Here is a 15445-nt window from a genome sequence, read left to right as displayed (position 1 = left end):
AGTTATAATAGTTAAAATGTTGATAATTTTTGACGAAGTTCTTCCATTTTTTACAACTCCCCCTTAAACGCCTGATCCAACAAACTGCTCTTTAAGGCTTTTAAATGAGTCATTTTTTGAGTTTCAAGTTTTACCATTGAATTAATAGCTTTTTGATATTCAAAAAACTTTTTTGAAAGAGCTTTTTGAGTTTCTATGTCAGGTAAGGGAATTTCTAATTTATCAATATAACCTTTACTGATATTGGGTTGTGCTCCACCTGAACTTTCTCTTATGATTCTATCTCTTTGTGATAATAAAAAGAAATAAATATAAATCTCATCAAATAATCCTTTGTCATTTTGAATGGAACATACAGCTTGATTTGTACAAGCATCCATTCCAAGAATTCCTAATTTCCCAGCTGTTGCACCATACATAGCCATTAACAAAGTTCCTTTTTCAAAAAGAGAAGCTGAAGATTTTTGTAAACCTAATTCCGTAATAAACTCAGTATTTTCTGTAATCTTAAATGAATCATTTAATTCACCTGATTTTAACCAAGGTATTTCTCCATTCCAAAACTGTCTTTCACCACGTATTGGAGTTCCACCACTTTTAGTTTTAGCAAATTTACTTATTGGTTTTAATTTAATTCCTTTGGCTTCCAACTTACCAAACTCCTCATCCAACACAGACCCCATTAAAGCTTTAGTATGCGCTATATTTTCTTCCAACAAACCAATAGCCTGGTCTATATCAGCAAACAACCCATCTAATTTTGCGACGATGCGTTGTTGCTCCGGTAATGGTGGGAGAGGGATTTTTATTTTGTTCAAATCCCTTTTTGCTAAACTTGGCAGTGTAGTAGACTTATTTAAAGTACTAAAGTCAAAAGATTGACAGAAATAATTTAGATAAAATGAATCTAATTCCTCACCAGCCACCAAACCGAATGCTGTGTCAACATTCCAAAACTTTTCACGTACTAATATCGGTTTATTAATTGTTCCTTTTCTTCCAACAATCGTTGAGTTTTCAGGACATAAATATTCGTCAGCATAATTCATTATACCACCACTTCCATAAATTGGATATTCTCCATCAGGATTTTCAACAGCTTTTTGATTTTTACCATTAATTATTGATAAAACCTCATGCCATTCTTTCAAAACCCAACCAATCGAATTTGTTCTTATATCTAAGCAAAGAGCTTTTTCACTACCCATCTATCAAGCTTTCAATTTGGTTCATTAAATTCGCTATTTCTGCATCATTTTGTTTAATCGCCGTCAACAACTCTTTTGGGCTTAAGTGAACCACTTCCACAACTTTGTGTGGGTTTTTGGCGCTTAGGTCGTAGTCTTTTATGTCGGCTATGTTTACGGTCCAATCGTTGCAAATTTTGTCCTCTGTTTTGACAGATTGCTTCGTCGTTCCTCCTCGCAATGACGCTTCTATTTTAGCATTGGTTGCATTGCGTTCTTCCGGGTGGTGGAATAAATGTACAAACTCTTCAAAATGTTCATAAAGAATCGGTTTGTTTTTGGTCAGTTTGTAGGGAGGCGTGACATCATAATACCAAATATCATTGGTTGCCCCTTTTCGATCAAAATATAGAATGTTGGTTTTCACGCCACTATACGGCAAGAAAACACCAGCTGGCAAACTCACAATCGTATGCACATTAAAGTTTTCCAACAAGGTCTGTTTGACTTTGGTAAACGCATTGTTAGTTTGGAACAAAACGCCTTCGGGAACGATGATAGCAGCACGTCCTTCCAACTTCAACATTTTCATAAAATGCTGTAAAAACAAGATTTCGGTAGCATTGCTTTCTACCGGAAAGTTCTGTTGGATCTGCTTCTTTTCCTTGCCGCCAAACGGTGGATTTGCCAAGATCACATTATGCCGGTCTTTCTCTTGAAAATCACGAATATTTTGGGTCAAAGTATTTCCTTTGAATACGTTTGGACTTTCTATCCCATGCAGTATCATATTCATCATCCCCATGACATAACCCAAAGATGTTTTTTCTTGTCCAAAAAAGGTTTTGTTCTGAATCGTATCCCAATCGGAAGCGGATAGTTTCTGCTTCTTTCCGTCTTGCGTTAAATAATCAAAGGCTTCCACCAAGAATCCACCCGAACCAACCGCACCGTCATAAATGGTATCGCCCACTTTGATGTCGGTGATTTCCACCATGGCTTTGATAATGGCTCGTGGCGTATAAAATTCTCCCGAGTTTCCACCATCACTTCCCATGCCTTTCAGTAAGTCTTCATAGACTTTGGACAATTCAAATAACTCATCACTACTCTGGAAATCCAAGGCATCAATGATATCCAAAACCTCACGCAAGGTATGACCACTGGCGATGCGGTTGTCCAAATATTCAAAAATCGCTCCTATTTTATAGGTCAATGTTTTGGGGTCGTTGGTGGTGGTTTTAAATGCTTTTAAATATGGAAATAGGGTCTCGTTGACAAAGTCTATCAAATCATCACCCGTCAACGCTTGTTTGACATCCAATTTTCCCTCTTCATCTTTAGGGCACGCCCAATGTGGCCAACGTAAATTTTCCTTTAAAACGTAGTTATAGTCTTTGCCTTCTAAATAGGCTTCGTCTGCTTTATTGTTTTCGTAATCGTTTAGAAACTTAAGAAATAGAATCCAAGAAATCTGCTCTGTATAGTGCATCGCTCCCGAAATTCCGTCATCACGACGGAGGATATCTGTAATTCTATTAATGTTGTTTTGTATGCTCATAACTGCGTAATGCTTTGTAAGGTTGCTTTTATAATTGCAGCGCGTTCATGCGCTGTCATTTGATTAATATGACATTCTATTATTTCTTGGCTATTAGGATGCTCAAGAATAAAGAGGCTCATTAATTTTAATACATTTTTCACTTCGGAAGACGTGGCACTGACTTCGTCTATCAGTTCTAAATTTGTGTCTAATACATAAATAATATCTTCAAAATCGTGACTCCATCTTGGATCAGTACCTCTGCTTTTAAATGCTTCCCATTTTGTGGCAAGGAACAGTGATACAGGAAGTACTGAAATTTCCACATCATCAATACGCGTTTGGAAAGCTTTGGCAAAACCAGACTTCAACCAAGGATTGGTAGGTCCGAGTGGCGTTGCTTCAAACGGAATAAAATCAATAAGAATCCCCTGGTAGGTATAGCGGTATAAATGTGTTCCTTCGGGATCTGGATAAATACTTTTTTGCTGTAGCCGCTCTCTTAATGCTTCCATTTGTCCAAGACTCGATACTTGCACACATACATCAACATCCGTGGTTACTCTCGGTGGCTCTGCAGCTGCATCGGTAGCATAAATACTTATGATGGCACCGCCAATATACACGACTTCTGCGTTAAGATCACCCAAAGCATGCGCCACTTTGGCAACAACTTTTAAATTGATAAACGTATTATTCCGCATATTGAAGGCGTTCTTTTAATAGGGATATGGCTAAATGCTGTTCACGTACTTTACCAACTCTAATGGCGTCAACAAGTGCTAATACTTCATGTAATTTTTTATCGTTCAAAACAGCTTTCGGAATTGTTTTATAAAGTGGCTGTATCGCCTGACCACGCATATGACCTCTTGCATAGGGCCATACGTAATTTTGTTCGCTTATGATTTCCTGATCTAATGGTGGCGCAGAATGTGCAGTTGCAACACCTCTTACAATAGCACCGGGTTGCTGTGGAAAAACATATTTGATACCGTATTGTATAAATTCCAACAGACTTAGTACGTTCACCTTTTTACGGTTGGCATCTATTAATCCAGAGTATTTTGAGCGTGACAAACATTCTGATATTTCAGATTGACTGATACCCAAGGCTTCAGACAGGTCATGTTGAAACCAATCTTGCTTTCCCAACGTACAAATTTTTAAAAGGATCAAGATGTCCTGAGGCTTTAATGTGTTATTATTTTTCATCATATTGCGTATTCCGATATGCAATATTAATCATATTTTCAATATAAAATAAGTATTCACAGATATATATCGCATATCGCGATATGCGATTAATCGTGTTAGGACACTTGATATATTTGCTGCTGGAGTTTATAATAAGCTCCCAATAGGACATCCATATTACCAAAAGCATTTTTTGCATCTTTTGGTGTGCCTAATTTCAGTGTTACCAAATCGCCCAATTTATCACGTCTTAATTCTTCAATGCCAAACTTCTCGTAATGCTTCAGAATGAATTCTAAAAACTCCTTGGCCTCAAGATTTTTATAGACTTCAAAAACCTGCGGATCTCCTTTTACAAATTCCACACGTTGTTTTCGTGTCATCAATTCCGATGAAAAGGATATATGTGCCAACACATCAAAAATATCACAATCGGGCGTGGCAATCATATTTCGTAAATCGTTGAGCTGCTCTCTATCAAAACCTAAGTCAGCCAATTTTATCAATAAATCGGATCGGGAATCTGGATTCGCCCAAATGGAACGTAATTGTTCGACATCTGTATAAATGCCAGGCAATTCCCCAATCAGTTTTTCTAAAAATTCACGTGCCGTCAAAGGTCTTCCGTTTTCATCTATATAGCGTGTGTCCACGTCTGTGACTTTCAATCTACGTCCGTTGGACAACTCGACAATCAATTTTTCTTTTCGTTCGTATGGCTCACGAGGATCGTCAACTTTAGATTCTTTCGGTTCTTTTGGTTTTGGCTCTCCTCCTGTTCCACCTTCTTCTATTTCTTCTGCTTCGCCATCCCATGCGGTGTCGTAAAACAAATTGGTGGCTCCTACAAAATCTATAATCGTAAAAAAGTCTTTTCCATCAAAAACACGAGTGCCACGACCAATAATTTGTTTGAATTCTACCATAGAGCCAATTGGAGCAGTCAGCACGATATTTCTCACATTTCGAGCGTCCACTCCTGTAGTCAGCATTTTTGAAGAGGTTAAAATCACTGGAATGTCTCTATCATTATCCTGAAACATTTCCAGCAATTCTCTACCGTGTTTTCCTTCATCACTGGTTACACGCACACAGTAATTAGGATCCGAAACGGTTTTATGCTTATTAATATAATCTCTTAAATCCAGGGCATGATCTTGATTGGCACAAAACACAATTGTTTTATCCATCTTGCCAATGTGTTCTAAAATCGTTCTTGCTTCAAGATCTGTTCGCTGATTGATGGTAATACTTTTATTATAATCCTTGATCTCATACCGATCTTTGGTCACTTCTCCCTGAATAATTCTATTGTCGTTGGTATGAATGTACTCATCGATATTGGTGGTCACTCGTTTTACTTTGTATGGCGTTAAAAATCCATCTTGAATCCCTTCTTTTAGAGAATATTCATAAATAGGTTTCCCAAAATACTGGTAGGTATCCACATTATCATCTCGTTTTGGTGTCGCTGTCATTCCCAAATGAATGGCAGGACTGAAATGATCCAATATGGCGCGCCACGACCCTTCTTCGTTCGCACTACCACGGTGGCACTCATCAATAATCACCAAATCAAAAAAGTCGCTTGGGTATTTCGAATAATAACCGCCAATATCCTCCCGATCGGCAATGGCTTGATATATGGCAAAAAAGATATAGGCATTGGTAGGAACAACGCCGTTGCGTTTGCGCACTTCTTCTCCATCGATCTTTATAACATCATTCTCATAAGGATTAAACGTATTGATTGCTTGGTCTGCCAAAACGTTTCTATCTGCTAAAAATAAAATCCTTGGACGTCTATCATTTCCATCTAAATTCCATTTGGCCTGCAATAGTTTATGCACTATTTGAAAAGCAATAAAAGTTTTTCCAGTACCAGTAGCTAAAGTTAAAAGAATACGATCCTGACCATCAGCGATACTTTCCATCGTTTTATTGACGGCAATTTCCTGATAATATCGAGGACCAAAATTTCCTGTGAGTAAAAAAGGGATGTTATGTAACTGTTCTTTTAATTGATTGGTCTTCCCAAAAAGTCTGTCGTACATTTCTTTTGGCGTTGGAAAATCATCAATATAATCTCCCTTCCCTATACGCCTATCAAACTCATAAATTCGTACGCCATTAGTTGCATAAACAAAGTTTATATCGAGTTTCTCTGCATATTCCAATGCTTGTTGAAGTCCTTTAGTAGGATGATCATCTAATTTCTTAGCTTCGACAATGGCTAAGTTGGCGTTGTTGTATTTTAATAAATAATCTATGAACAGCCTCTTGCCTCGCTTGTTACCAAGTAATTTTCGACCATCCGTAAAATAGTATTCTCTAACAATATGAATTGGTTCCCACTTGCTATCAACCAATTTAGGGTCGATATAATTCGCCCTAGTATCTGATTCAGATAAAATATTCCCCATGCAATCAGGTTTAACTTAAAAACTTTTGGAAACATTTCTATTCCAATAATTCTATTTATTATGAAGTTAGCCTTGTAACTCCCAAACACTCTAAATTTCTTTAATAGTTAGTAAGAGATCCTTTGGCTCAACATTTAAAACAATCGCAATTTTAAACAAAACCTCCAAGCTAGGTTGTGCTCTATTCTGAACATAACCATTTACGGTATTAAAACTTTTACCCAACTGCTGAGCAAGCCATACTTGCTTGACGCCTTTCTCCTTCAGAACTTCCTTAATTCGGTTCATCTTAAATTTTGTTAAGGTTATAAATATAAACTATTAGAATTAAGAATACACTGAGTTACGTTATATATTTATACAGGGTTTAAGGAAGTGAAAAATTAAGAAGACGCAAATTCCAGTAGGGGTTGATAATTATTTTGGTCGGCCTGTTTCACTTCTTGCAAATATGCTTTTCTGGTTTCGTTGGCTTTAGACAAATTGTTTGTGCATTAAGTAAAGAGTTCTTTGTTGAACAGTTTTTCAATAATGATATCGGCCATTAAACGGCTGTTCCGTCCATTCCCACTAGAAAAACAGTGGATGCTCACGATACGGTGTTTAAAACGTATGGCTGTTTCCTCTGGGGAATATATTTTGCTTTCTATCCGGTATAAGGCATCATCACAAAGTACTTTAAGCTCCATAGGAATTTGGTGTTTATCAATCCCATTATCTTTATCCGTTTTTCTAAAGGTTCCGGACCAAGCCCATATATTGCCATACATACGTTTGTGTAGATTGCATATAAACTTTTCTGTAAATACCTGTTTGGGTTTGAATTTTTTACCAAATACCCATTGTAAGGATTCCTATATATTGAGCTGCTCAAACTCATCCAGGTCAGCCTTGGTACTAATGGTCTCAATTAATAGCCCCTCCTTTTCATCCTCGTCAATAGGAGTTTGCCCATCGATATACGTCAAGTCTAATCGCATAATGATTTGGGCATTTCATTTTTAATGATGGTAGTACGCTCCTGAATGGCTTTTTGAAGGCGTTGCTTGGAGTTCTCTTAACCTTCCAGCTTCATTGTATTGGAAGTTCTTGAAACAATCTGAATAGCCAGTTCTTTTGCTTTGCGTTCAATCAGACCGTCTATAGTACCATCTATGGGTACCAATCCATATACGAGTTGCATATCCAGTGCATTCGCGGTGTCTTTTAGACTGTTAAGCGTGATGCTACCTTCCTTTTCCCGTATTTCGATTTCCCGAACACTTTGTTTTGTAATGGAAAGTTTATCAGCGACTTGCTGTAGCGACATTTCTAAGGAAACCCGAATTGTCTTAAGCCAACCAATTGCTGGTTGTGTAACTTGTACAGCTTCCTCAAATTCTTTTAATTTACGGTCTAATTGTTCTATTTGTAATCTTTTCCTGTTCATATTGTAAGGTTTTAACCTCACTGGTGTGTAACGAAAGCAAGGTTCTTACCTGACCCTAAAAACATCTCGTCAGGCAATAGCCTGATTATACTTAACGTCTTATCAGGTTATACCCTGATTTATACAACTCGTCTTTGGAAATAGGCTAAATAATGACGTTTCTGCTTTTATCCTAAACCTTTTACAATTCCAAACTGATAAAAGATATCTCTCATTAGGTAAAAAATAAAAAAAACCGCCTAGTCGCGGTTTAATTGATTTTTATATGGTTTTGGTTTTTAGTTCGTCACACAGGTTGCAGCTGCGATCAGCCCATCTTGAAGTTTTAATCAATATTTCAGGAGCGCATTTCGCATTGTATTTCGACATTGATAAGAATACCATTAAAAATATTTATCACTGCAATTGGTACAAAAGTGATTTTGATACATTATTTCAATAACCCAAACCAATCATCTATCCGAATTTCCAAACGATTGACCTCTTTCTGAGCTAATGGCGTACAATGGGCTATAGAAACTCTGATGCGGTTCAGATCGATCATCACTTCATTCACCGAATTTAAGTTGCGTTGGAATTTAGATTCAAAAATTGTCCAATTTGAATTTATGATTTTACGCAAATCTCCAAAAGTTGTATAATCAATTTCATTATCTGATCTTTTAGTATGAGTAGTGTCCAATTCATAGTCTAAATGGTTTTTGACATTTTCTCTCACTCGATACTCAACTTTTTTCCACCAGTTCTGACCGTGGGCATCTGACATCACAGATTTCACCAAATCTCTAATAGAGCGTTCCAAACAATAAAACAACTCATAACAATGCCGCATGTCATGTGCTTCTTCTTTTAATTCGGAGTCAAAATAATCAAGTAAATAGTGTGAAGATTTTTTACTTTGATAAGTGTTTTTAGAAGTCTTTTGTTCCGAAGCCCCTCTAATCTTTGGCTCGTTTAGTAGAAAACGTTTATAGGTTTTAAGTCCGTTGATATAGGTTCGGTTTCCAATATTGCCATAATCACTGTACTTTCCGTTAAAATCATACAAGTCGATCAGTTGAGATATCTCGGTCACATTGTCAATGTCAAAAATGTAAGTAGACTTACCTGTAAACTGCGAATAATGCTCTGATATCTTTTTTAAAGCATTGGTGTAACTATAAACTGTTCCTACAGCTTTGTTCTCTTTTTCAGAGACCCATTTTCCAAACTTTTCTTCCATTAAAATCAATTTGCTATAAATCTACAAATTATAAACAAATCAAATGTGATGTATTTTACCATCTGAAGAAATCTTTGATTTCATATAGTAGTTTATGTGCAAGCTACTTTTCCCACATGGTAATTCCGTTCATTTAATTTAATTTTCATTATGAAGTACATTTGTACTACATAATTTAAAAATGGAGTACATATGCGGTACAAAAAGCATTAATAAAAGAAATAGAAGAAAAACATAAACACCACAACATGCTTTATATCAGTCAAAACAGGGATTGATTAAGAGTCAGAAACGTCGTTTATTTTCCGATACAAAAATTCGCAAAAATATTCCCCAACAGATCATCATTGGTAATCTCACCTGTGATTTCTCCAAAGTGATATAAGGCCTGACGGATATCAATAGCCAACAGATCGCCTGAAAGTTCTGAATCCAAGCCGTATTTGACTTTTTGGATTTCTTCAAAGGCTTTTAAGAGAGCGTCATAATGCCTGGTGTTGGTGATGATGGTTTCGTTGTTTCTGAGCGCACCCGTGTTGATGAGATTCAATAAGGTGTCGGTCAACTGCTCCACTCCAAATCCGGTTTTTGCGGAAATAGGAATAAGGTGTGCCGTGTGAGGTGAAAGCTGCGTTGTGATATTGGCAAGCTCGCTATCGGTAATCTGGTCGATTTTATTGAGGACGACCAATAACTGCTTCTGTGGAAATTGGTTCTTTATTTTCTCAATTTCGACAATGAAGGATTGAATCGCCTCATCACCCTTAGCGAGCTGACCACTGCCAATTAAAAATAACACCACCTGTGCTTGTTCAATCTTTTCAAAAGTTTTCTTGATCCCAATACTCTCAACAACATCTTCGGTTTCGCGTATTCCGGCTGTATCAATAAATCGGAAACTCATCCCTCCTATCACCATTTCGTCTTCAATGGTATCTCTTGTGGTCCCAGCAATATCTGAAACAATGGCACGTTCTTCGTTTAAAAGTGCGTTGAGTAAAGTCGATTTCCCAACATTCGGTTCGCCGACAATAGCTACAGGGATGCCATGTTTGATGACGTTCCCAACCGAGAAAGAATCGATCAGTCTTTTTAATACATGGATGATCCGGTTCACCAATTCATAAAACTCATCACGATTGGCAAATTCGACATCTTCTTCAGCAAAATCGAGCTCGAGTTCAATCAAGCTGGCAAAATTCAGCAGTTCGTCACGCAAATGTTTGATCTCATTGCTAAAGCCACCACGCATTTGTTGCATGGCAATTTTATGGGAGGCTTCATTATCACTGGCTATCAAATCGGCCACGGCTTCAGCCTGGCTCAGATCCAATTTTCCGTTTAAAAATGCCCGTAAGGTATATTCTCCTGCATTTGCCATTCGGCAGCCATTCTTCAAAAACAGTTGGATGATTTCTTGCTGGATATATAAACTTCCGTGACAGGAAATCTCAATAACATCCTCACCTGTGTACGAATTCGGGTTCTTGAAAATGGTCACTAAAACTTCATCAATCACTCTTGGTCCATCAACAATATGACCTAAATGTACGGTATGCGTTTTCTGTTCCGAAAGGGATTTCCCCGAAACGGATTTAAAAAACCGTGAGCCAATTGAAATAGCGTCCTTTCCCGAAAGTCGGATTACGGCAATGGCACCACTTCCAGAAGCAGTGGCCAAGGCAACAATAGTATCATTAGCAATCATAACGCATCATTTTCCTGCAAAAATATCGTAAAAATGCCATCTTTAAGAGTAAATGTTAAATTTCTTAAGGAATCAAGACCTCCTTACAAACTTTCTAATCTCTCATATCTTATTATATTTGTAAACCCATAAAAAATCAGTCCCATGAAAAAAGTGATTCGTCTTTTAATCGTCTGCATCGCATTGACCTCGTGCAAATCGGATCCTCAAGTTGAAATAGATGGCTATGTTATCAACGGAACGGCTCCTGGCGTTTTTAACGGTGTCCGGGTGCATTTAAAAACTGTCGATAATCAACAACGCGAAGTCATTAAAGACACCGCCATTGTGATGAATGAAACCTTTATTTTTAAAGGTGATATTGGAGCGCCACAACTTTGGTATATGACCATTAATAGTGTGGCTGGCCGTTTGCCGATCATCATTGAAAACGGCGAAATTACTATTTCCGTAAACCCGGAAAACTTGGGAGGTTCTACGATCTCAGGGTCAAAATCCAATGATGCCTTAACCACTTATATGCAAAAGGCACAGGAATTGACCAGCAAACGCAATGCTTTAATTGCCGAAAACAGGACGCTCACAACTGCTGAAAACAAATCTGAAAACGCCCGACTTGCCATTGCAATAAGAGATATCAATCAGGAATTGGCCGACTATCCCACGAATTTCATAAGTGAACACCCCGATAATTATTTTTCCTTGGTTTTGATGGAGTCTCTGATTGCAACTCCCAATACCGATTTTGAAATTATTGAACAAAAATTCAATGCCATGAACTCTGATCTCAAAGCTTCAGAATATGGTAAACGGGTATTTGTTCAGTTGGAAAATAAAAAACTGCAGATGGCAAAATTTAGTGCGTTGGATATTGGTAAGGTTGCCCCCGATTTTTCAGCACCTAATCCTGACGGAAATACGCTCGCCTTAAGCGATATCAGAGGAAAAGTGACCATTATAGACTTTTGGGCATCATGGTGTGGGCCTTGCAGAAAGGAAAATCCGAATGTGGTCAAGGTTTTTCAAAAATATCATGATAAGGGCTTGGAGATTATCAATGTTGCTTTGGACAGACCTGGACATAAAGACCGATGGTTAAAAGCGATCAAAGATGATAAATTGACTTGGCACCATGTATCCAACCTCAACTACTTTAACGATCCTATCGCTAAACTATACAATATCAATTCCATTCCAGCTACCTATATCTTAGATGAATCTGGTAAGATTGTGGCAAAAAACTTAAGAGGTGCTGCCTTGGAGGCTAAGATTGGTGAACTTTTGAATTAAACGACCAGACCATTACTGTCACTAATGGGCACTCAATACTTAAATTTTCCCAGTTTTGTGCATCACAAATAGAATGACAATTGGAATGGCCAGTAGACCAACCATGAGTAAATCGGTTTGAAAAAGTGAAGGCATAAGGATCAAGGTCACTACAAATCCACCAATGGCACCACCAAAATGTGCATCATGACCAATATTTCCCAATTGATTTTTCATACCGTAAATAGAATACAGCAAATATAAGATTCCAAAAACATAGGCCGGAATTGGCAACGGAATAAACAGAATACCCAATTGCATGGAAGGCTCCAACAAAATTGCCGAGTACAATACACCCGTAACTGCACCACTGGCACCTACCGCACTGTAGTGATATTCATCTTTATGAAAATAGAGAGACAGGAGATTTCCTAAAATTAAACTGGCAATATAAATGATCAAAAAATGTACGGTTCCTAAATAGGCAATCACGACCGGAGCAAAAAAATACAGGGTGAACATATTGAAGAAAAGGTGCATGGTATCTACATGCAAAAAACCTGAACTAAAAATCCTGATTTTTTCTCCTCGCCTAATTCCTCCAACATTAAATTTGTAGCGTTCAAAAAAACCACGATCATTAAACCCTTTAAATGATATAATTACATTTGCCGCAATGACTACAATAGTTACCAAATCTAAATTACCCATAAACTCCAAACGTGTTATTTATATTAAAGCATATCTTTGCAGCTGCAAATCTAATATTAAAAAATGCAATTTCTCGTTTACATTTTAGTTTATCCTCTTATTTGGCTGATATCAATCCTCCCATTTCGATTGCTCTATGCCTTTTCTGATGGACTGTACATAATCATTTATAAACTTGTGGGCTATAGAAAAAAAGTGGTACAAGATAATTTAAGGTTGGTTTTTCCCGAAAAGTCAGAGGCTGAAATCAACGACATTACCGATAAGTTTTATCATCATTTTTGTGATTTGTTGGTGGAAGCGATTAAATCTTTGACCATTTCTGAAGAATCCATGAAAAAGCGCTTGACCTTTACCAACGTAGAACTTCTTACCGATCTTGGAAAGCAAAACCGAAGCATTGTTTTGATGTGTGGACATTATGGTAGTTGGGAATGGATCTTTATTTTACAAACATACCTTGAGCATAAAGGATATGCGGTTTACAGCCGATTGAGCAATAAGTATTTTGACCGATTGGTAAAACGGATCCGTGCCAAATACGATAGTACATTAATTACTACTAAAGAAACGGTTCCTGCCTTGACCAGATCAAAGTTAGAAGGAGAGCTGACCATCAACGGGTTTGCTTCGGACCAATCCCCACAGGTAGAAAGGGCATTTCACTGGAGTGAATTTATGGGCATCAAGGTCCCAATCCATACCGGAGCTGAAATGTTGGCGAAACGATTGGATATGTCAGTAGTATTCTTTAGAGTGAAACGCCTCAAACGTGGTTACTATGAGACAACTTTTGAAATGTTGGCGCACGATCCAAACGAGTATCCCAACTACGAAATATCGGATATGTTTACCCAAAAAGTCGAAAAACAAATCCGAGAAGCACCACAATATTATCTATGGACACACCGACGTTGGAAACATAGAGACAAAGTTCCTGCGGAGTTTCAGTAAAAGATATGCAATAAGCTTTCACGGCTGTTTTTCTCACAGAGCAACGGGAATACAAGAGTGGATTGAAAAAGGGGACACAAGAGTAATATTGAAGAATTTGTGAAATCCCAACGCGATCAAATCCGTGCAATCATAATCAACTTTACTTGCAGTCTACCAAAAACTCCGAAAGAATGGTCCGTGAAAATTAGTGATCCCGATAGTTATCGGGAAGTGTCTATAATAAATATCAGTGGAAATCCGTCCAATCAGCGTCCTCGGCGTTCCATCAATTACATCTCAAACCATTCATCAACCGGAAGCTCATATTTATCCTCCACTAAAGTCGATTGATGCACAAACTCATTGGTTGCTGCAATATATTGATATTCCTTAGCCCACTCTTGATGATGTTTGGCAAGCTCTTTTAAACTATCACACACATAAACTGTTTCCTCTGTAGTTGTTGTCGGATGGATAGACATACGGATCCAACCTGGCTTTCTGGTCAGTTCGCCCAGCGAAATCTCTGAGGTGAGTTCGCGGGAGGTTTCCTGATCCACGTGCAATAAAAAGTGGCCATAAGTACCTGCACAACTGCATCCACCACGTGTTTGGATCCCAAAGCGATCATTTAATATTTTGACACCCAGATTATAATGCAGATCATCAATATAGAAAGAAATCACTCCCAATCGGTCTTGATGCTGACCAGCAAGAATATTGATGTTCTCAACAGGTTTTAGTTTGGCAAAAATATATTCAACAATTTCATGCTCTCGCTCCAAAATTTTGTCCACACCCATTTGCTCCTTGAGCTTAATGGCCAAGGCTGTTTTAATGGTTTGTAGAAACCCTGGAGTTCCACCGTCCTCTCGATCTTCAATATTATCAATATACTTGTGTTCGCCCCACGGATTGGTCCAACTTACGGTACCACCTCCCGGGCTGTCCGGAATCATGTTTTTATACAGTTTTTTATTGAAAATCAAAACACCGGAAGTTCCTGGTCCTCCAATAAATTTGTGTGGTGAAAAGAAGATGGCGTCCAATGCCTGTTCTTCATCTTCTGGATGCATATCAATATCCACATAAGGAGCTGAGCAGGCAAAATCAACAAAACAGACCCCGCCATTTTGATGCATTACTTTAGCGATATCGTGATAAGGTGTTTGGATTCCTGTCACATTTGACCCGCCTACAACCGAGGCAATTTTAATAGGACGATCCTTGTACTGTTCAAGAAGTACTTTAAAATTGTCCATGCAAAACAAACCATCTTCCCCTGGAGGAATGACCTCGACTTTAGCGATGGTTTCCAACCAAGACGTCTGATTGGAATGATGTTCCATGTGCGTAATAAAGACAACTGGTTTCATGGCATCGGGAACTACGGTATGCTTTCTCATGTTTTCAGGTACTTTCAAACCCAAAATCCGCTGAAATTTATTAATAGCTTCCGTCATGCCACTGCCACAGCAAATCAAGACATCGTCGTCGTTGCTGTTGACATGATCTTTAATAATATGTTTGGCCTTATGATACGCCTTGGTCATTGCTGTCCCAGAGACTGTAGTTTCCGTATGGGTATTCGCTACATACGGACCAAAAACGTTCATCAATTTCTCTTCAATAGGTCTATAAAGTCGTCCCGAAGCGGTCCAATCGGTATAAACGATTTTTTGTTTCCCATAAGGTGTCAAAAACTCTTGATCAATCCCAATGATATGTTGACGGAACGGCTGAAAGTAGCGTTCCAGTTCGGTAGTTTTTGTATTGGAAAGTTCGGTGGTTATCATGGCATTAAATTTAAAAATCAAAGG

Annotated in this window: 14 protein-coding genes and 1 pseudogene; 2 read left to right on the top strand and 13 right to left on the bottom strand. The window is 38.0% G+C overall.

All coding sequences use genetic code 11. From position 1 onward, the window contains the following. Positions 1 to 50: 50 nt before the first annotated feature. The 11 genes and pseudogenes from H3Z82_RS02080 to mnmE all read right to left on the bottom strand — a co-directional run bounded on the left by H3Z82_RS02080 (position 51) and on the right by mnmE (position 10709). The gene (locus H3Z82_RS02080; protein ID WP_182202213.1) at positions 51 to 1208 is read right to left on the bottom strand and encodes a restriction endonuclease subunit S; all 1158 of its coding nucleotides are present in this window, start codon (positions 1206 to 1208) and stop codon (positions 51 to 53) included. Further along, on the bottom strand, positions 1201 to 2748 hold the full coding sequence (locus H3Z82_RS02075; RefSeq protein WP_182202212.1) for a class I SAM-dependent DNA methyltransferase: 1548 nt from the start codon (positions 2746 to 2748) through the stop codon (positions 1201 to 1203). Before H3Z82_RS02075 ends, H3Z82_RS02080 begins: the two co-directional genes overlap by 8 nt. Next, positions 2745 to 3434 carry a hypothetical protein gene (locus H3Z82_RS02070; protein ID WP_182202211.1) on the bottom strand — a complete coding sequence of 230 codons (690 nt, stop codon included), beginning with the start codon at positions 3432 to 3434 and terminating at the stop codon, positions 2745 to 2747. The genes H3Z82_RS02075 and H3Z82_RS02070 overlap by 4 nt, the downstream gene beginning before the upstream one ends. Continuing rightward, positions 3424 to 3948, bottom strand: a complete 525-nt coding sequence (locus tag H3Z82_RS02065) for a hypothetical protein (RefSeq protein ID WP_235982249.1) — start codon at positions 3946 to 3948, stop codon at positions 3424 to 3426. Before H3Z82_RS02065 ends, H3Z82_RS02070 begins: the two co-directional genes overlap by 11 nt. A 95-nt stretch (positions 3949 to 4043) precedes the next feature. Continuing rightward, the gene (gene hsdR, locus H3Z82_RS02060) at positions 4044 to 6350 is read right to left on the bottom strand and encodes an EcoAI/FtnUII family type I restriction enzme subunit R (RefSeq protein ID WP_220459112.1); all 2307 of its coding nucleotides are present in this window, start codon (positions 6348 to 6350) and stop codon (positions 4044 to 4046) included. Positions 6351 to 6440: 90 nt separating this feature from the next. After that, on the bottom strand, positions 6441 to 6638 hold the full coding sequence (locus H3Z82_RS02055; protein ID WP_182202210.1) for a helix-turn-helix domain-containing protein: 198 nt from the start codon (positions 6636 to 6638) through the stop codon (positions 6441 to 6443). 206 nt (positions 6639 to 6844) lie between these two features. Beyond that, positions 6845 to 7189 (bottom strand): annotated as a pseudogene (locus H3Z82_RS19570) (mobile mystery protein B); the annotation flags it as partial. 15 nt (positions 7190 to 7204) lie between these two features. Next, a complete protein-coding gene (locus H3Z82_RS19710) occupies positions 7205 to 7330 on the bottom strand; it encodes a hypothetical protein (protein WP_262890674.1) in 126 nt (41 codons plus the stop codon). A 77-nt stretch (positions 7331 to 7407) separates the two neighbouring features. Then, entirely contained in the window at positions 7408 to 7779 is a 372-nt protein-coding gene (locus H3Z82_RS02045) for a helix-turn-helix domain-containing protein (protein WP_235982247.1), read from the bottom strand. A gap of 430 nt (positions 7780 to 8209) precedes the next feature. Continuing rightward, the gene (locus tag H3Z82_RS02040; RefSeq protein ID WP_182202209.1) at positions 8210 to 9001 is read right to left on the bottom strand and encodes a Swt1 family HEPN domain-containing protein; all 792 of its coding nucleotides are present in this window, start codon (positions 8999 to 9001) and stop codon (positions 8210 to 8212) included. Positions 9002 to 9299: 298 nt separating this feature from the next. Next, positions 9300 to 10709, bottom strand: a complete 1410-nt coding sequence (gene mnmE, locus H3Z82_RS02035) for a tRNA uridine-5-carboxymethylaminomethyl(34) synthesis GTPase MnmE (RefSeq protein WP_182202208.1) — start codon at positions 10707 to 10709, stop codon at positions 9300 to 9302. Positions 10710 to 10853: 144 nt separating this feature from the next. Here mnmE and H3Z82_RS02030 point away from each other — a divergent pair, with 144 nt between their 5' ends. Continuing rightward, positions 10854 to 11999 (top strand): TlpA disulfide reductase family protein, encoded by a 1146-nt coding sequence (locus H3Z82_RS02030; protein WP_182202207.1) that lies wholly within the window; start codon positions 10854 to 10856, stop codon positions 11997 to 11999. A gap of 39 nt (positions 12000 to 12038) precedes the next feature. On the opposite strand, the gene H3Z82_RS02025 is transcribed toward H3Z82_RS02030, so the two are convergent. Continuing rightward, positions 12039 to 12689 (bottom strand): rhomboid family intramembrane serine protease, encoded by a 651-nt coding sequence (locus H3Z82_RS02025; RefSeq protein WP_182202206.1) that lies wholly within the window; start codon positions 12687 to 12689, stop codon positions 12039 to 12041. Positions 12690 to 12752: 63 nt separating this feature from the next. On the opposite strand from H3Z82_RS02025, the gene H3Z82_RS02020 reads away from it, so the two are divergent. Then, positions 12753 to 13643 (top strand): lysophospholipid acyltransferase family protein, encoded by an 891-nt coding sequence (locus tag H3Z82_RS02020; protein WP_182202205.1) that lies wholly within the window; start codon positions 12753 to 12755, stop codon positions 13641 to 13643. Positions 13644 to 13915: 272 nt separating this feature from the next. On the opposite strand, the gene H3Z82_RS02015 is transcribed toward H3Z82_RS02020, so the two are convergent. Beyond that, positions 13916 to 15421, bottom strand: a complete 1506-nt coding sequence (locus H3Z82_RS02015) for an aminotransferase class V-fold PLP-dependent enzyme (RefSeq protein WP_182202204.1) — start codon at positions 15419 to 15421, stop codon at positions 13916 to 13918. Positions 15422 to 15445: the final 24 nt, after the last annotated feature.

Source organism: Gelidibacter maritimus (assembly GCF_014062315.1).
GTDB classification, from domain to species: Bacteria; Bacteroidota; Bacteroidia; order Flavobacteriales; family Flavobacteriaceae; genus Gelidibacter; species Gelidibacter maritimus.
The sequence above is the reverse complement of the archived record's forward strand: the minus strand, read 5'-3'. Positions and strand labels throughout refer to the sequence as shown.